The 15,488-nt window shown below is 62.7% G+C and carries 18 protein-coding genes; 5 read left to right on the top strand and 13 right to left on the bottom strand.

Going from position 1 to position 15,488, the window contains the following annotated elements:
* Nucleotide 1: 1 nt before the first annotated feature.
* From FN835_RS10230 to FN835_RS10200, 7 genes are all read right to left on the bottom strand, one after another.
* Nucleotides 2-1,450: an AAA family ATPase gene (locus tag FN835_RS10230; protein WP_246098707.1), complete on the bottom strand. Its 1,449-nt coding sequence runs from the start codon at nucleotides 1,448-1,450 to the stop codon at nucleotides 2-4.
* Between the two features lie 17 nt (nucleotides 1,451-1,467).
* Nucleotides 1,468-1,953 (bottom strand): hypothetical protein, encoded by a 486-nt coding sequence (locus FN835_RS10225; protein WP_142663113.1) that lies wholly within the window; start codon nucleotides 1,951-1,953, stop codon nucleotides 1,468-1,470.
* Nucleotides 1,946-2,788, bottom strand: coding sequence for a YdaU family protein (locus FN835_RS10220; RefSeq protein WP_142663112.1), 843 nt, complete (start codon nucleotides 2,786-2,788; stop codon nucleotides 1,946-1,948). The genes FN835_RS10225 and FN835_RS10220 overlap by 8 nt, the downstream gene beginning before the upstream one ends.
* A complete protein-coding gene (locus FN835_RS10215) occupies nucleotides 2,785-2,997 on the bottom strand; it encodes a hypothetical protein (RefSeq protein ID WP_142663111.1) in 213 nt (70 codons plus the stop codon). Before FN835_RS10215 ends, FN835_RS10220 begins: the two co-directional genes overlap by 4 nt.
* A gap of 100 nt (nucleotides 2,998-3,097) precedes the next feature.
* Nucleotides 3,098-3,331, bottom strand: a complete 234-nt coding sequence (locus FN835_RS10210; protein WP_246098703.1) for a helix-turn-helix transcriptional regulator — start codon at nucleotides 3,329-3,331, stop codon at nucleotides 3,098-3,100.
* A 77-nt stretch (nucleotides 3,332-3,408) separates the two neighbouring features.
* Nucleotides 3,409-4,191, bottom strand: coding sequence for a hypothetical protein (locus FN835_RS10205; protein ID WP_142663110.1), 783 nt, complete (start codon nucleotides 4,189-4,191; stop codon nucleotides 3,409-3,411).
* 16 nt (nucleotides 4,192-4,207) lie between these two features.
* Nucleotides 4,208-5,380: a tyrosine-type recombinase/integrase gene (locus tag FN835_RS10200; protein WP_142663109.1), complete on the bottom strand. Its 1,173-nt coding sequence runs from the start codon at nucleotides 5,378-5,380 to the stop codon at nucleotides 4,208-4,210.
* A 326-nt stretch (nucleotides 5,381-5,706) separates the two neighbouring features.
* On the opposite strand from FN835_RS10200, the gene FN835_RS10195 reads away from it, so the two are divergent.
* The 3 genes from FN835_RS10195 to lpxK are packed head-to-tail and all read left to right on the top strand — an operon-like array spanning nucleotide 5,707 to nucleotide 8,196.
* A complete protein-coding gene (locus FN835_RS10195) occupies nucleotides 5,707-5,952 on the top strand; it encodes a DUF4170 domain-containing protein (protein ID WP_142663108.1) in 246 nt (81 codons plus the stop codon).
* A 55-nt stretch (nucleotides 5,953-6,007) separates the two neighbouring features.
* Nucleotides 6,008-7,213 (top strand): 3-deoxy-D-manno-octulosonic acid transferase, encoded by a 1,206-nt coding sequence (locus FN835_RS10190; protein WP_246098702.1) that lies wholly within the window; start codon nucleotides 6,008-6,010, stop codon nucleotides 7,211-7,213.
* Nucleotides 7,210-8,196: a tetraacyldisaccharide 4'-kinase gene (lpxK, locus tag FN835_RS10185; protein ID WP_142663106.1), complete on the top strand. Its 987-nt coding sequence runs from the start codon at nucleotides 7,210-7,212 to the stop codon at nucleotides 8,194-8,196. Before FN835_RS10190 ends, lpxK begins: the two co-directional genes overlap by 4 nt.
* Before the next feature lie 39 nt (nucleotides 8,197-8,235).
* On the opposite strand, the gene FN835_RS10180 is transcribed toward lpxK, so the two are convergent.
* Nucleotides 8,236-8,910 carry a DsbA family protein gene (locus FN835_RS10180; RefSeq protein WP_142663105.1) on the bottom strand — a complete coding sequence of 225 codons (675 nt, stop codon included), beginning with the start codon at nucleotides 8,908-8,910 and terminating at the stop codon, nucleotides 8,236-8,238.
* Nucleotides 8,907-9,464, bottom strand: coding sequence for a DUF721 domain-containing protein (locus FN835_RS10175; protein WP_246098701.1), 558 nt, complete (start codon nucleotides 9,462-9,464; stop codon nucleotides 8,907-8,909). Before FN835_RS10175 ends, FN835_RS10180 begins: the two co-directional genes overlap by 4 nt.
* A gap of 75 nt (nucleotides 9,465-9,539) precedes the next feature.
* Between FN835_RS10175 and FN835_RS10170 the strand changes: the two genes are divergently transcribed.
* Complete coding sequence (locus FN835_RS10170; protein WP_142663104.1) at nucleotides 9,540-10,556, top strand: A/G-specific adenine glycosylase; 1,017 nt, start codon at nucleotides 9,540-9,542, stop codon at nucleotides 10,554-10,556.
* A gap of 53 nt (nucleotides 10,557-10,609) precedes the next feature.
* Nucleotides 10,610-11,746 carry an alkane 1-monooxygenase gene (locus tag FN835_RS10165; RefSeq protein ID WP_142663103.1) on the top strand — a complete coding sequence of 379 codons (1,137 nt, stop codon included), beginning with the start codon at nucleotides 10,610-10,612 and terminating at the stop codon, nucleotides 11,744-11,746.
* Between the two features lie 90 nt (nucleotides 11,747-11,836).
* Here the strand turns inward: FN835_RS10165 and FN835_RS10160 are convergent, their stop codons facing one another.
* The 4 genes from FN835_RS10160 to FN835_RS10145 form a co-directional block, all read right to left on the bottom strand.
* The gene (locus FN835_RS10160) at nucleotides 11,837-12,967 is read right to left on the bottom strand and encodes a site-specific DNA-methyltransferase (RefSeq protein WP_142663102.1); all 1,131 of its coding nucleotides are present in this window, start codon (nucleotides 12,965-12,967) and stop codon (nucleotides 11,837-11,839) included.
* A gap of 90 nt (nucleotides 12,968-13,057) precedes the next feature.
* Complete coding sequence (locus tag FN835_RS10155) at nucleotides 13,058-13,690, bottom strand: ribonuclease HII (RefSeq protein ID WP_142663101.1); 633 nt, start codon at nucleotides 13,688-13,690, stop codon at nucleotides 13,058-13,060.
* On the bottom strand, nucleotides 13,687-14,163 hold the full coding sequence (locus FN835_RS10150; RefSeq protein WP_142663100.1) for an ureidoglycolate lyase: 477 nt from the start codon (nucleotides 14,161-14,163) through the stop codon (nucleotides 13,687-13,689). Before FN835_RS10150 ends, FN835_RS10155 begins: the two co-directional genes overlap by 4 nt.
* 9 nt (nucleotides 14,164-14,172) lie before the next feature.
* The gene (locus tag FN835_RS10145; RefSeq protein ID WP_281285405.1) at nucleotides 14,173-15,363 is read right to left on the bottom strand and encodes an MFS transporter; all 1,191 of its coding nucleotides are present in this window, start codon (nucleotides 15,361-15,363) and stop codon (nucleotides 14,173-14,175) included.
* Nucleotides 15,364-15,488: the final 125 nt, after the last annotated feature.

Genomic DNA, 15,488 nt, shown 5'->3' with positions numbered 1-15,488 from the left:
ATTATGCTCCTGCTGCGGATTTAGACCGGATGTACTGCCGCTGCCCCTCGAAGCGTGTGTAGCTCATGTCGTGTCGGTGAAAGTTCAGTCGGACGTTTCCCGGCTCGAAGCCGTAAAGCTGCGTCTCGCGCACTTTCCATGTCGTGACCCGGACCCAGCTTTCGCCGGCATCTTCGTCCTCTTCCTTGTGGACGGAGAAGCCCAGCGCAGGTTTGTTGAAAAAGGCCGCGCTGTCGGCAATGTCGTACCCGGTCGGGCTGCGTGGCTTGCCGTCCGTGCCCATTTTTCTCGGGTGCGCGATGACGCAGATATGCGTGTCGAACTGCTGCGCCCATTGCCGGATTTGCTGCAAGGCGAAGTTGATGTAGCTGGTCATGCTCTCACCCGGCTCAGGCAGGTGTTCCAGCTCGTTCCACGGGTCCACCACGATCAGCTTGCACTCGTCGCGGACGGCCAGCGTGTAAATCATAGACCGCAACCAGCCGAGGTTGTGCTTGTCGTCGCCGTCGAACGTCCGATGCACGATGCGAAAATGCGCATCGGCGAAGGCGGTGAATTCGCACCGTTCTTGATCGCCCAGATCATCCCACGCTTTGCCGGCATAAAGGCGAGCCAGGTGATCGCGGGTCCGGTGGGGGTGCGTTTCGAACCCCATGATGCCAATACGGATCTGCTCATGCTGGGCGACGTGATAGGCAGCAAAGGTTGTGAACGTGGACTTGCCCGCGCCCGGCGTGCCGGTGCCGACCGACATGGTTCCGACCTCGAACGCCAGCAGGTTGTCATAGGGCGACATGCCCATGCGCAGGACGCGGCGAGCAGGCATGGGCGGCATGTCGGAAATCCCGGTGATGATGCCGCCGGGCGGGTCGATGCGCTTGGCCTCGGTCAGCCTCCGCGCAACCTCGCCTTCGCCGAATTTGACCAGAACGTCATTCGCGTCCTTGCAGCCTTCCGGCCATGTCACAAACCGCACGTCATGCCCGGCAAGGATATTTGCCACGACCTTCGGCAGACCGGCGCCAACCTCGTCGGCATCACCGGCAACGATGACGTGTGGCGCGGCGCGCAGGGCGGCCTCCGCGTCGATCAGGACTTGGCGCTTGCCGCCTTCTTCGGTCCAGCCGTCCGGCAGGCTCACGACGCGGCTGTAGCCCGCTTGGATCACGCTCAAGGCGTCAATTTCGCCCTCGGTGATGACCACCGGGCAATCGCCGCCGCGCAGGCAGTCCTCGTTGAATAACCCGCGCGAAACCTCTGCGGTGCTGCGCCAGTCCTTCCGATCTGTCGCGCGGAACTTGGCGGCATAGGCTTTACCGTCGCGCTTATACGTCAAGGCTACGGCGGGACCGAGTTGCGGATGATCGACCGCCTTGATGCCCATTTCCAACAAAAGCTCGGCGTCCAGCTTGCGCACCTTGGTCAGATATTCGATTGGATCGTTGGTCATCAAAAAATCCCCCGCCCTTATGTCCGCAATGCCAACAGCACCACACCAGCCCGTCCGGCTTCCTTGTAATGCTCAAGCATGGGTCGATTTTCTTCTTTCGGCTGTGACTGCACGCAGGGCAGATCGTCCTGGCGCTGCTGCCGTGCCAGCGCGGAGCCGGTATTCCCGCTTCCCGCAGAATGTCTGTCTCGCTGCGCATTGGCAGCCTCCTTTGCCTTATCTCCGCAAGCCGCAACATTTGCGCCGTGGGCTGCCATCTCTCCGTTCTGGCCACCGAGGGTTGCAGGATCACCAAACGCGCCTTTTGCCTCTGCTCCACCCGCGCTGTTGGCCTCCCCGATCATTGCGCTGGCCGTCATTGCGACACCCTTCACGAATTTCAGCGCCTCCCAGCGGGCAAGACCCTGTTCACGGGCCGCCGCCGTCTCTGCGGCGAACCGGCTCATGCCGCCGTCGAACTCGCAGATGGCAGCACGTTCTTCGAACTGGTCGATGTCAAGCATAACTCAGTGCTCTCCCGATGAAGCGCGAATCCGCCTCGGCTTCTTCGGCGGTGAAGTCGCTGCAAAGCTCCCAATGCCCATCGCAGAACCGTTGGACCTTGGTTGGACTTAGGGTTCGAATATCGCCCTCGCGCCATTGAGGCTTGCCGCTTTGCCCAGATTTCAGGCCTTGGCGTAGCTGCCGATCATCCATCGCCTTGCGGACCCAATTCCGCCATGTCGCCTGCCAATCCTGCTTGAGGCCTTTGGCCCCTGCGACACTCGTCCAGTAATCCCGGAACTTGTCTGCCTCCTGCCGGGTGTTTGCCTCGGGCAAGCCCAGCTCGACCGCCCAGTCGCCCCAAACCTTCGGCAACTGCCAATCCGCCGGAAGGCGAGTTCCCTTCTTTTTGGAAGAAGCTTTAGCTTCTTCTTTTCCCTCTCTGACTTCTGGCTTCTGGTTAGCATTGCGTTCGCATTGCGAATTTGATGCGTTTGTATTTTCCGGCTGCTGTTTTTGCTTGGTTTTATTCCAGCGTGCGTTTGCGCTTGCAGATGCAGCCGCGCGTTTTTCTGATCGCTTTTCGATCTCGATTCCAGCGCGACGGTTGAAGAACCCGCGCTCGTCATGTGTCAGCTTGCCTGTTTCGACAAGGGCATCGACTGCCTTCAAGAAGGCGGCTGGAGTCGTTCCGCAGAGCCGAGCCAGACGCTTCGGATCGTTCGGAACCGGCCCCTCGGCCTCATACATCATGGCGATCAGCGTGATGTAAATGCCAGTCTCGGCGGCGGTAAGTCCGCGCGTCCCCGCGAGCCAGTCAGACGGGTAAAACTGGAAGAACGGGCTATCGCTCATATTGCGGTGCCCGCCATCTTGCTGCGGCGCTCTTGCAGTCGCTTCGATTGGTGCATCCGCGATTCGGCGGACTTCCGATCCTCGTGCGAAAGCTCGGCGTCGAACTCGTCGGCAGCCTCGATCACCTTGCAGACCTGCACTGCGAGGTCCGCGACCAGATCACCGATGCTGTGAAACGGGGGCGGGGGGAGTTGATCCTGGGAGGACATTTCTCGGCCTCTTGCTTGCAGGGCCGGGCGGGAAACGGTATAGTGCAGTTATCACCGCCGCATACGATACCGCCCCCGCCCTTGCCCGGCGGGGGTTTGCTTAGGCGGTGTGACGGGCGGCTTTCGCGCGCTCGATGACTTCCAAGATTTCCGACTGCGGCCACCGGGACAATGCACCCAGCTTGATCGGCTTGGGAACCGTTCCGTCCTTCACGCGGCGCCAGAAGGTCGGAACGCTGATGCCGAGAAGCGGCGCGGCCTCGCGGTCTTTCAGAAGCGGGTCAACGGGAATGGCCGTGCTGCTACGCAGGGCCTGAATGTCCATCTGTGCCATTGGTCAGCCTGTATGCGGGTTGATACGGGCTGCAAGGTAGCGAGGCGAAGTTGTGGCAGCGGCGGGCGGTGCCACAACTATTTTTGGTGGCGATGCCATTGAGAAAGGATTGCCGATACGGCCCCCAACCCTTCGCGCTCGCAGTTACGGGCGGCTTGACTGGGACCAAGGTGCGGGACGAGTTCAGCCATGCGGGCAAGCCTTCGTTCGCGTTGGGCAGCGTGCAGCGCGTTGGTCTGTTCAGCGGCCTTGCGGGCAGATTTCAGAACCTTTCCCCCCCTGAGTGCATCGAGTTCATGTTCCTTGCCGATAGCCAATTGAAAATGCCGCCCAGCTGTGAATGCGTAGACTGCAGCCATTGCAACATGTTCTTGAAGCGGGGTGCCGAGTTCATCCGGTTCTTCGTCCTCTGCATCGCCGGGATACAGCATCGCCTCAAGAATGGCGGGAATGAAGGCGAGCAGTTCGCTTGCCTTTTTGGCGTGGTGGGCGCGCGACATATCGGCAGCGCCATCTGTCACTTCGGGAAGTGCGGCGAGTTCCGCGCACGACTTCTGAACCTGCGGGAACAACTCATTCCATTGTGTCAGGTAGGTGGTAATGAAGTCATCATCCAGCGCAGTTGCTTCAAGTTCACCCAGGCACAATATCTGCGCGGCACCAGCAAGATCTGGGGGAACCTCCCGGGGCAAGGCATGCTCAAATCTTGACTCTGTTCCGTTGGTCCTTTCAAAGACAGGAACCAAATGCCGTAAGGCTTCAAGGATTTCGGCGCAGACCTCTTGCGATGCGTGGTGACGCCAGAAGTCGTTGAGTGCGCTCCACTCTTTGTTCTCGACCAGCTTTTGCCAATCGCTCATAGCGTCCCCACCAACTTCACCACTTGCCCGATTGCCCGGTGACATGCCCCGCCCAGCGCTCCAGCAAAGCCCGGCGCTGGTCAAGAAAATCCGTCCTTCGATAGGCCCGTTCGACGGAGCCGCCGACAACGTGTCCCAGCATAGTTTCGGCCACGTCATGCGGGGCTTCGGTCGCCTCAGCCAGCCAGTCACGAAGGCTGGACCGGAAACCATGTGGACGAGCTTGCATACCTCGGCGTTCCATCAATCGAGACATAGTGGCATCGGAGATAACGCCTTTCCTGACGCTAGGGAAAAGGAAGCCATCGCGTGAGTGGGCCATCGCCGCCTGGATGACCGCAAGTGCCTCTGGAACCAGCGGCACCCGGAACTCCGTCGTCTCATCCCTACGGCCTTTCATAGCTTCAGCGGGAATGGTCCACACGTCGCCGCTAATCTGGCTTTCGCGAAGGAAACGAAGCGGGGCCGAGCGAACCCCCGTCAGGATAAGAAGGCGCAATGCGAGATGCGTCACCGTTCCATCCGTCAAACTGGCATAGAAGCCCGGCACGTCCTGCCACGGCAGCGCCGGAATATTCTCGACTTTGTGACGGCTTTTCCCGAGTAGGGCGCGGGCTTTCTCTGTTGCCTGCAAGTCGACCTGAAAGCCCAGGGCGGCGGCGTGTTTCATACACAGCGCCAGACGGCCAATCGCCTTTTCTGCTGTTGCCGCCTTGGTGTGCCAGATCGGCTTGAGGCAATCGCGGATGTCGGTCTGGTCGATATCGGACACAGGCATTTTGCCCAGCTTAGGCAGGACGTGCAACTCAAGCGGGCTGAACCAGCGCCCCGCTTTGCCATCACCTTTCAATTCCGCCTTCCGGGCCTCGTAGCAATCTGCGGCAACGTCTTTTAGCAGGTGAAGATTGCGGGCGGCCTCTCGCTTTTCACGTTCGCGCTCTTTGATCGGATCAAGACCAGCCCGAACTTTGGCGCGCGCATCATCGGCCTTGCGGCGCGCCTCGGCGAGAGACACTGCCGGGAAAGGCCCGAGCCCCATTTCACGACGCCTGCCGTAAACGGTGGCGCGGAGCACCCACTTCCCCCGAATGGCTTCCTCTTTCACCAGCCACAGTCCGGCGCCGTCTGCATACTTGCCGCGGCCAAGCGCTGCCGCACCCTTGGCACTTAACCTGTTGGTTGCTCGCACAGTCCACCTTACCCCAACGCGTTATGGGTCCACCCTTTGGTCCACCCATAGGTATGTTATATGGTGATCTGTGTCGATAGAGCGTGACGGTGTAAGATACAGTAAATACTTGCACTAGTTAGAGGGAAGACAGGAGCTGATACCGCCTGAAATCCAGATGTAGAGCCATTCAATGCCCGCCGCCCGCACCATGATGTCTGGCGCAATGATCCGCTGGCCAAATGACAAGCATCGACGATTTGATGCGAAATGTCGGGGAAATGCCTCTTGGTTCCAGCGCCTGCCTCGGCTAGGTTCGCCGCGGATCGCGACAGCAGGAGAATATGATGGCGCAGCGTCTTCACCTTGTTTTCGGTGGCGAATTGGTCAGCCCCAGCCGCACCGAATTCCGCGACACCGACAAGATCCACATTGTCGGCATTTTCGCCAATTACGAAAGCGCCTTTGCCGCTTGGAAGGCCGAGGCGCAGCGCACCGTGGACAGCGCACATACCCGCTATTTCATCGCCCATCTTCACCGCCTGCGCGACGAAGAACGCGAAGTCAGCCCGACCGAGGAACTGGGCGTCTAAGCCCGACTGACCGAAGCGGACGCGGATGCCTCCGGCGGGAAAAACAACCTCCTCATTGGCGCTATGGCTGCATCTGCGCCGCCGTGCCGCGCTGGGGAAAGACCCGCCGGATTCGGTCGATCCGCCAGCGGGCGATGGGCCATTGGTCATGGTGCATCTGTCCGAACGCGCGGATGACCCACCGCCGGTCGCAGCACTGGTGCGGGCGATGCTGATGCGCAGACCCAATCTGCGTTTCGCCTTTACCGGAACACCGCTGCCCGACGGGTTCGACCTGACCGCCATTCGTGCGGTGACCCTGCCGCGCCCGCGTGATCCGGCCACGGTCGAGCTGGTCATCAAGACCCTGCAACCCCGCATCCTGCTGATTTTGGGCGATCAGCTTCCCGCCGCGCTGATTACCGGGGTGGCCGATGCCGGCATCCCCATCATTCTGGCCGAAGCGCGGCTGGTTGCCTATAACCGCGCCGGAACCTGGCGGGGTGTGATCAATCGCGGCCTGATGTCGCGGATCGACAGCATTCTTGCGCCTGACCTGACAGCCGCAGCGGCGGCGCGACAGCTTGGCGCAAACCCCATCCGCGTCGAATTGATCGGCCCCGTAACGGAAACCCTGCCCCCCCTGCACGCGAATGAGGCTGAGCGCGCGGCCCTGGCCCAGATCCTGCGCGGGCGTCATGTCTGGCTGGCTGCGGCCCCGACCCTGCCCGAAGCCAAGGCAGCCCTTGCCGCGCATCAGGCCGCCTTGCACCACAATCACCGGGCGCTTCTGATCCTCGGCTGCGTCGCCCCCGCCATGGTTCCCGAAATCATGGCCGAGATCGAGGCGCTTGGCCTTGCTGCCATTTCCCGGTCCGAGGATTTCGACCCTGAACCCGACGATCACGTCCTGATCGCCGAGGATCCGCATGAAATGGGCCTGTGGTATCGCCTGTCGCCCGTCTGTTTCATGGGCGGCACGCTTCTGCCCGGCGACGGGTTGCAGCCGCGCCATCCGTTCGAACCGGCAGCGTTGGGATCGGCCATCATTCATGGCCCCATCCCCGGCCAATATGCGGCGGAATGGGTCCAGCTTGACGGCGCATCGGCCGCAAGACTTGTAACCGGACCCGAGGCGCTCATCTCTGCGGTGTCGGACCTCACGGCGCCCGATCAGGCCGCCATTCTTGCGGAAAATGCGTGGTCCGTCAGCACGGGGGGCGCCGCTGTTCTGCGCCGTATCGCTGATGGAGTAATCGACCTGATGGAGATCAAGGCATGAGCCGCCGCGCACCCGATTTCTGGTTTCGCCCAGTCGGCGCAACGGCGCGGATACTGGCCCCTTTTGGCAGGCTTTATGCTGCAGCCACGGCCCGTCGCATCGCGGGCGGTCGTCGCGAAAAACTTGGCGTTCCGGTGATCTGCGTGGGCAATATCAACGCTGGCGGCACCGGCAAGACGCCTACGACCATCATGATGGCGCAGCTTTTGCAGACGCGGGGCGTCGCGGTGCATATCGTATCGCGCGGTTATGGCGGCACGCAAAAAGGGCCGCTTCAGGTCAGCGAATCGCAGCATCGCGCCGCCGAAGTCGGGGATGAGCCGTTGCTGATGGCGGCATTCGCGCCGGTCTGGGTATCGGATGACCGCCTTGCAGGGGCACGGGCTGCGGTGGCTGCAGGGGCGCAGGCGATCCTGCTGGATGACGGCTTCCAGGACCCCGGCTTGGCCCATGATCTGTCCTTGGTGGTCGTCGATGCCGACAAGGGTTTTGGCAACGGCCTGTGCCTGCCCGCCGGGCCACTGCGCGAACCTGTGTCGGTGGGTCTGGCGCGGGCTGATCTGCTGTTGTCGATCGGCGATGACGCGGCGCAGCGGCGTTTTGCGGCGCGCCAATCGGGTTTGATCCTGCCGCATCTGCAAGGCGCGTTGGCACCTTTGCAAACCGGGATGGAATGGGCCGGGCTGCGGGTCCTGGCCTTTGCGGGGATCGGCCACCCCGAGAAATTCTTTGACACTTTGCGCGGCCTGGGGGCCGAAGTCGCCCGCGCCGAACCGCTTGAGGATCACCAGCCCTTCACTCAAGCCCTGCTGACACGGCTTGAGACCGAGGCGCGATTGATCGGCGCACAGCTTGTCACGACAGAAAAAGATGCGGCCCGATTGCCGCGCAGTTTTCGCCCGCAGGTGCTGGCGCTGCCTGTCAGGCTGGAATTGCGCGACCCTGCACCGCTGACCGACAGGCTGGCGGCGCTGGGTCTGTAGCAGCCGGGTCCGTCGTGACGAACCCGGCACGGGCTGGGATCAACCCTGCTTTTCAGCTTCGGCCAGCTTGGCGTCGATGACTTTTTTCATGTCATCCCACGGCTGGTTCTGCACCTTTTCGCCGCCGATGATAAAGCTGGGCGTGCCTTCGACATTGTCGGCGGTGGCGTTCTTTTGGAACGTCGCGACCAGATCCGCGACCTTTTGCTTGTCGGCCCAGCACGCGTCCATCTGTTCAGTGGTCATGCCCGCCTTTGCGCCGATCTTGCGCAGGTTGGCCGCGATGTCATCGCCCGACTTGGCGTCAAGCCAGACCTTCTGTTCGTCAAACAGCATGTCGGCGACGGGATAGTATTTCTCATCTCCGCCGCAGCGGGCAAGGATACCCGCCCACAGGCCCACCGCGTCGAAATAAACGTCGCGCTGGACGAACTTGACCTTGCCGGTATCAATATATTCGGCCTTGAGCTTGGGCATGTTTTCCGCATGGAAAGCGGCACAATGCGGGCAGGTGAAGCTGGCATATTCCACCATGGTCAGCGGCGCGCTTTCCTGACCCAGAACGATGTCGGGCAGGATCTTGCCTTCGGGCATCTGTTCCTGCGTCTGGGCCTGTTCGGCGGGTGCGGCCTCTTGCGCCAGCGCCGGCTGGAACGCGGCGACCGACATGGCGGCCGTGGCGGCTGCGATCAGAAAGCGGCGAGAGAGGGTCATGAATTGGCCTTTCGGTCGTTGGCGTCCCGGCGGGACAGAATGTTAAGTGCCATCTGACGCATCGCGGCAGACAGTTCAGGATCGTCAAAGCCCTGCGCCAGCGCATCGGCGGCGGCATTGGTCTGCGGATCGAGGGCGCGCGGCTTGCGGGGTGCACCCGCAAAGCCCGCCTGCGCCTCGGCAAAGCCGCCCGCTTCGGCAAAGCCCGTGGGTGCCGTCTGGGTCAGCGCGATGCGCGACACGGCATTGAAGCCGTAGCAGGCATTCACCTTGGCGCGAATATCGTCCAGTTGCATATTGATCAGCGGCGCACGCGCGCCGGGCACCAGCAGCGTCAGAGTAGCGCCGAAGCTTTTGCCGTGGCTGATCTTGACCGGGCGGGTATGGGCCGCAATCTCGGGGCCGACCACCTCGGCCCAGTTGGTCAGCAAACGCGCGACAGCAAAGCCGCGCGTTTCGCCCACGGAACGCACCCGCTGCGCGACCAGCGACGACGCGGCCTCGAATCCGCGCATACGACGGCGCGGCGGGGTATCGGGTTTCCTTGGGGCCATGAAGCGACCATATGGTTGTCTGGCGTGCAGTGTGACCCCTGCCGCGCCCGGACGCCAGAGCGGAGAGACTGAAAATTGCGTGACTTCGGGGTGATAAGCGCCCAGTTGCTGGATTGGTATGACCGTCATGCCCGAAGCCTGCCCTGGCGCGTGCCGCAGGGGCAGGCCGACCCCTATCGCGTCTGGCTGTCCGAGGTGATGCTGCAACAAACCACCGTCGCGGCGGTCAAGGCGTATTTCGAACGCTTCACGACGCTTTGGCCGACAGTCCACGACCTTGCCGCGGCGCCCGATGCGCAGGTCATGGCGGAATGGGCGGGGCTTGGCTATTACGCCCGTGCCCGCAACCTGTTGGCCTGTGCGCGGGCCGTGGCGGCGATGGGCGGCTTTCCCGACACGCGCGACGGGCTGGCGGCGCTGCCCGGCATCGGCCCCTACACCTCGGCTGCGATTGCTGCCATCGCCTTTGGACGCGCGGAAACCGTGGTGGATGGCAATGTCGAACGCGTGGTGTCGCGCCTGTTTGCGGTGGAAACGCCGCTGCCCGCCAGCAAGCCCGAGCTGGTGCGGCTGGCGACGCTGCTGACGCCAGACCGGCGGCCCGGCGATTTCGCGCAGGCCATGATGGATCTGGGCGCGACGATCTGCACCCCGCGCAGCCCCGCCTGCGGCATATGCCCGATCATCGACGAATGCGCCGCCCGCATGCAGGGCATCGCCGCCGATCTGCCGCGCAAACTGCCGAAAAAGGCCAAACCGCAGCGCGTGGGCACGGTCTGGATCGGCTTCGGGCAAGACAGCATCCTTGTGGAAACGCGGCCTGAAAAAGGACTGCTGGGCGGAACGCTTGCCTTCCCCTCGACCGGTTGGGACGGATCGGACCTGCCGCCACCGGCGGCGGGCGACTGGCAGGAACTGGGGCTGGTGCGCCATATTTTCACGCATTTCGCGCTGGATCTGACGGTAAAGACCGCGCAGTTGACCGCGAACCCGGAACGGGGCACCTTGCTGCCGCTACGCGAATTCAGCCCCAGCGCCCTGCCCGGCCTGATGCGCAAAGCCTTTGCACTCGTCCGGCCCGAAACCGCATAGCCCTGCCCGCGACCCCGCTGGTAAGCCCGCATCAGACACGTCATAGTTGAACCATGGATAACGCCTTCCGCGCCCGCCTGATCGACGCGCTGCCTTTCTGGCTTTCGCTGGGAATGGTGCCGCTTGCCTTTGTCGCCGCCCGCTTTGGCGGCTGGTGGTTCCTGACGATGCCGCTTTACGCCTGGTATCTGATGACCGTTCTGGACAGTTTTCTGGGCCTGAACGAAGAAAACCCCGATACCGAAACGCCCGAGGCGCAGCTTTTCTGGTATCGCGCCATCACCATCCTGTGGTTCCCGATGCAGGCCGCGATGATCTTTGGCGGCATCTGGTGGGCTATGCGCGGCGGCATGACCGGCTGGGAAAGCGTCGGGCTGTTCTTTGGCATCGGCGTCGCCTCGGGCACCATCGGCATCGTCTATGCCCATGAACTGCTGCACCAGAAGAACCCGATCGAGCGTTGGCTGGGCGACCTGCTGCTGGCCTCGACCCTGTATTCGCATTTCCGCACGGAACATTTGCTGGTGCACCATTCATGGGTGGCAACGCCGCGCGATGCTGTCTCGGCCCGCTATAACGAAGGCTTCTTCCGCTTCTTCCTGCGCGTGCTGGCAGATTGCCCCACAAGCGCATGGCAGGCCGAGGCAAAGCGGCTGGAACGCGCCAAGCGGTCCAAATTCGACCGCAGGAACCCGTTCTGGCGCTACGCCGCGCTGCAACTGGGGATGCTGGCGCTGGCCGTGGCGCTTGGCGGCTGGTGGGGGCTGGGTCTGTTCGTCTGGCAGGCTTTCGTGGCTGTCTGGCAGTTGGAGCTGACGAATTACGTCGAACATTACGGCCTGACCCGGAAGCATCTGGGCAATGGCCGCTATGAACATGTGCTGCCGCGCCACAGCTGGAACTCCTCGCATACCGCGACGAACTGGCTGCTGATCAACCTGCAGCGCCATTCCGACCATCATTACAAGCCCGACCGGCGCTTTCCCCTGCTGCAGACCTATTCCGATGAGGAGGCACCGCAGCTGCCGATGGGCTATCCGGCAATGACCTTCATGGCGATGGTTCCGCCCCTGTGGCGGCGGCGGATGAACCCGCGTGTGCGGGCGTGGCGGCGGCAATTCTATCCCGAGATCGAGGATTGGAAGCCCTATAACCGCGGCGATCTGCCGATGCCGCGCAACGCGCTGTAAAAAGGCCCCGCCCGGCAGCGCCGAACGGGGCAAGGCGGTCCCGGCCGCACCAGAGCTTGCGGAGCATCGGGACTTGGCGAACCGGAAAACTTAGTTGGGGCGGCCTTCGTCGGCCTCCATCTCGGCGCGGATCTGCTGGCGCAGGATGTCGATGGGGACCATGCGGCCTTCGCGGCGGAAATGCCAATAGGTCCAGCCGTTGCAGCTTGGCGCGCCTTCCAGCGCCGCGCCGACCTGATGGATGCTGCCCTTGACGTCATTGCCGATCAGGCTGCCATCGGCGCGCACCTTGGCCTTGTGGCGGTTGTTCATCGAGTAAAGCTCCTCGCCGGGGCGCAACATGCCGCGTTCGATCACCTGACCAAAGGGCACGCGGGGTTCGGCGCGCTTGGCCTTGGTGGTGGCAATCGCCTCGGCGTCGAACTTGCGGATGCGGCTGATGCGTTTTTCGGCGACGGCGCGATAGGCTTCCTCGCGCTCGATGCCGATAAAGTCGCGGCCCAGCATCTTGGCGACAGCGCCGGTCGTGCCAGTGCCGAAGAACGGGTCCAGCACCACGTCGCCGGGATTGGTAGAGCCCACGATGACCCGGTGCAGCAGCGCCTCGGGCTTCTGGGTCGGGTGGGCCTTGGCGCCCGCCGCATCCTTAAGACGCTCGCCTCCGGTGCAGATCGGCAGCACCCAGTCCGAACGCATCTGCACGCCTTCGTTCAGCGATTTCAGTGCCTCGTAGTTGAAGGTATATTTCGCACCCTCGGACTTGCTGGCCCAGATCATCGTCTCATGCGCATTGGTCAGGCGCTTGCCGCGGAAATTCGGCATCGGGTTCGCCTTGCGCCACACCACGTCGTTCAGGATCCAGAAGCCCTGATTCTGCAGCTCGGCGCCGACGCGAAAGATGTTGTGATACGAACCGATGACCCAGATCGCACCGTCCGGCTTCAGGATGCGGCGCGCAGCGGCCATCCATGCACGGGTGAACTGGTCATAGGCGGCGAACCCCGAGAACTGGTCCCAGTGATCGTCCACCGCATCCACGCGGCTGTTGTCAGGGCGATGCAATTCGCCCTTGAGCTGCAGGTTATAGGGCGGATCGGCAAAGATCAGGTCCACGCTGTTTTCGGGCAACGCGTTCATGACGTCGATGCAGTCACCGGCCAGGATCTGGTTAAGCGGAAGCGGTCGCGCAACCGCGCGGGATTTGGTGTCGGATCTGGTCATCACTGCCTCGGGGATTTCGGCTGTTTGGTCGCCGATTTGGTTGCCCCGATGATGATTCAGACCCGATTCGCCGTCAAATTCTTTATTGAATCAACAACTTGCCGTTTGGGGTTTACACAAGATATTGTGGACGGGTGCGAAGCTGCGCCTATGATGTGGGGTTATCCCCAAATCTAGCAGCGCCTGCCTGTGCGCGGGCGTTGGGTAACCCGCGTTAACTTCCCAACCATATCCGGGATGCTGTTGCGCCAAATCCACCATGATGCGATCGCGCAACATCTTGGCGATGATCGAGGCGGCGGCAATCGACAGCGACAGCGCGTCGCCTTTGACCACCGCACGCCCCGGCAGGTCCAGCCCGCGCGGCAGCATGTTCCCGTCGATCAGCGCCAGGCAAGGGCGCTGGCGCAGCCCCGCAATCGCCCGGCACATCGCCAGATGCGAGGCGCGCAGGATGTTCAACTCGTCGATCTCATCGACGGTTGCATGGCCCACGGCCCAGTCGCAGCTTGCCATGATCTGGGCGGCGAGCACGTCGCGGCGTTTGGCGGTCAGCTTCTTGGAGTCGTTCAGACCTTCGGGGATGCAGGTGACATCCAGAATCACCGCCGCCGCCGTCACTGGCCCGGCCAGCGGCCCCCGTCCCACCTCATCGACGCCCGCGACAAAGCGCGCGCCGCCAAGGATTGCGGCCTGTTCGTGGGAATAGTCCGGGCCGTTCATGCGGTGATCGTCACCGGGGCGATGGTGATTTCTTCAAGGTTCACGCCGTCGCCTGCGCGGTCCACGACCAGAAAATCTGCGGCGCGGTCCAAGGGGGTCAGCACGCCATGCCAGACGCCCGCGCGCAGGTTCACCCCCATGCCCGCAGGCACGATGAACGCGATGGGTGTCCCCGGCTTGCCGCCATCGTCGGGGGCCACCACCGACAGCCACGGGTCCGGCCCAAGCGGCACGAAGGCTTGCGAGCCAAGCGGATGACGTTCCAACAGCGCGCAATCGTAAGGCAGGCTCACCGGATCAGAGCGGAAGATCGAGATGATCGCCTCTCCTCCGAAACGTTCGACCGTCGCCAGCGCGTTGTGGCGTTCGCAACGGCCCGCGTTGATCATCTTGGTCGGCGCATCGCGCGGCGTCAGCAATTCGCCATAAAGTGCGAATTCCGCAGCGGTGATCGGCTTTGCCTTGATCGTCATCGTCCCCCCTCAGGTCCGGTTCATGCGGGGCAGAAAGATCGTCAGCAGCCCCATCAGCGGCAGATAGGAGCAGATCTTGTAGACGAATTCGATCCCCTTCGCATCGGCCACCACGCCCAGCACCGCAGCCGCGATGCCGCCCATGCCGAACGCAAAGCCGAAAAAGATGCCCGCGATCAGCCCGGTGCGCCCCGGCACCAGTTCCTGCGCAAAGACCACAATGGCCGGGAAGGCCGAGGCAAGGATCAGCCCGATCACCACTACCAGCACGCCTGTCGCGGCCAGTCCGGCATAGGGCAACGCCAGCGTGAACGGCAGGATGCCAAGGATCGAGAACCAGATGACCTTCAACGGCCCGATCTTGTCGCCGACCAGACCGCCCAGCATGACACCCCCCGCCATGCCACCAAGGAACAGGAACAGCATCAGCTGCGCCTGCTGGGTGGTCAGGGCAAATTTCTCGATCAGGAAAAAGGTGAAATAGCTGGAGATGCTGGCCGTGTAGATGTTCTTGGTAAAGGTCAGCAGCGCCAGGATCACGATGGCCATGACGACCTGATTGCGCGGCAGGTTCAGCGCGGTGCTGGCGCGGGATCCGCCCGCCTTGCGCCGCCCCTCGGCCCAGGCGCCGATGCGCCACAGGATCCACGATCCGACCATCGCCATGATCGAAAACAGCGCGATCGACGGACGGCCCAGCGGCACGACGATGAAGGCGGCCAGCAGCGGCCCCAGCGAGGTGCCGAAGTTCCCGCCCATCTGGAAGATGGATTGCGCCGTGCCGAAACGCCCGCCCGACGCCACGCGCGCCACGCGCGAGCTTTCGGGATGGAACACCGCCGAGCCGATACCGATCAGCATCGCCCCGATCAGCAGCACCCAATATTCATGCGCGAGTGCCAGCAACAGCACGCCCACCACGGTCGAGCCCATGCCGACCGGCAGCGATTTCGGCATCGGGTTCTTGTCCGTCACCGCACCCACGACCGGCTGCAGCAGCGATGCCGTCACCTGAAAGGCAAAGGTCATCAACCCGATCTGCCAATATGAAAGCGCGAATTCCTGCTGAAGCAGCGGATAGATTGCCGCCAGCATGGATTGCATCACATCGTTGATCATGTGGCACAGGCTGATCGCGATCAGGACAGTCCATGCCGTGGTCGAGGGGTTGTCCCCCCGGAATGCGGTTGCATCCGACACTTGCACACCTCTTGCAGAATGGGCGGACCTTCTGCCCCATGCACAGGATTGTCAACTCACCCCGCAATTTATGCTTATTCTACAGGAACGGCCTTGACCTTACCCTGCATAAAGCCGCACAAACT

The organism is Paracoccus laeviglucosivorans (assembly GCF_900182695.1).
GTDB classification, from domain to species: Bacteria; Pseudomonadota; Alphaproteobacteria; order Rhodobacterales; family Rhodobacteraceae; genus Paracoccus; species Paracoccus laeviglucosivorans.
This window is presented reverse-complemented; position numbering and strand designations above follow the sequence as displayed.

Coding starts and splice junctions, on each gene's coding strand:
- FN835_RS10230 (WP_246098707.1), bottom strand. CDS start 1,450: ATGACCAACGATCCAATCGAATATCTGACCAAGGTGCGCAAGCTGGAC.
- FN835_RS10225 (WP_142663113.1), bottom strand. CDS start 1,953: ATGCTTGACATCGACCAGTTCGAAGAACGTGCTGCCATCTGCGAGTTC.
- FN835_RS10220 (WP_142663112.1), bottom strand. CDS start 2,788: ATGAGCGATAGCCCGTTCTTCCAGTTTTACCCGTCTGACTGGCTCGCG.
- FN835_RS10215 (WP_142663111.1), bottom strand. CDS start 2,997: ATGTCCTCCCAGGATCAACTCCCCCCGCCCCCGTTTCACAGCATCGGT.
- FN835_RS10210 (WP_246098703.1), bottom strand. CDS start 3,331: ATGGCACAGATGGACATTCAGGCCCTGCGTAGCAGCACGGCCATTCCC.
- FN835_RS10205 (WP_142663110.1), bottom strand. CDS start 4,191: ATGAGCGATTGGCAAAAGCTGGTCGAGAACAAAGAGTGGAGCGCACTC.
- FN835_RS10195 (WP_142663108.1), top strand. CDS start 5,707: ATGGCGCAGCGTCTTCACCTTGTTTTCGGTGGCGAATTGGTCAGCCCC.
- lpxK (WP_142663106.1), top strand. CDS start 7,210: ATGAGCCGCCGCGCACCCGATTTCTGGTTTCGCCCAGTCGGCGCAACG.
- FN835_RS10180 (WP_142663105.1), bottom strand. CDS start 8,910: ATGACCCTCTCTCGCCGCTTTCTGATCGCAGCCGCCACGGCCGCCATG.
- FN835_RS10175 (WP_246098701.1), bottom strand. CDS start 9,464: ATGGCCCCAAGGAAACCCGATACCCCGCCGCGCCGTCGTATGCGCGGA.
- FN835_RS10165 (WP_142663103.1), top strand. CDS start 10,610: ATGGATAACGCCTTCCGCGCCCGCCTGATCGACGCGCTGCCTTTCTGG.
- FN835_RS10160 (WP_142663102.1), bottom strand. CDS start 12,967: ATGACCAGATCCGACACCAAATCCCGCGCGGTTGCGCGACCGCTTCCG.
- FN835_RS10155 (WP_142663101.1), bottom strand. CDS start 13,690: ATGAACGGCCCGGACTATTCCCACGAACAGGCCGCAATCCTTGGCGGC.
- FN835_RS10150 (WP_142663100.1), bottom strand. CDS start 14,163: ATGACGATCAAGGCAAAGCCGATCACCGCTGCGGAATTCGCACTTTAT.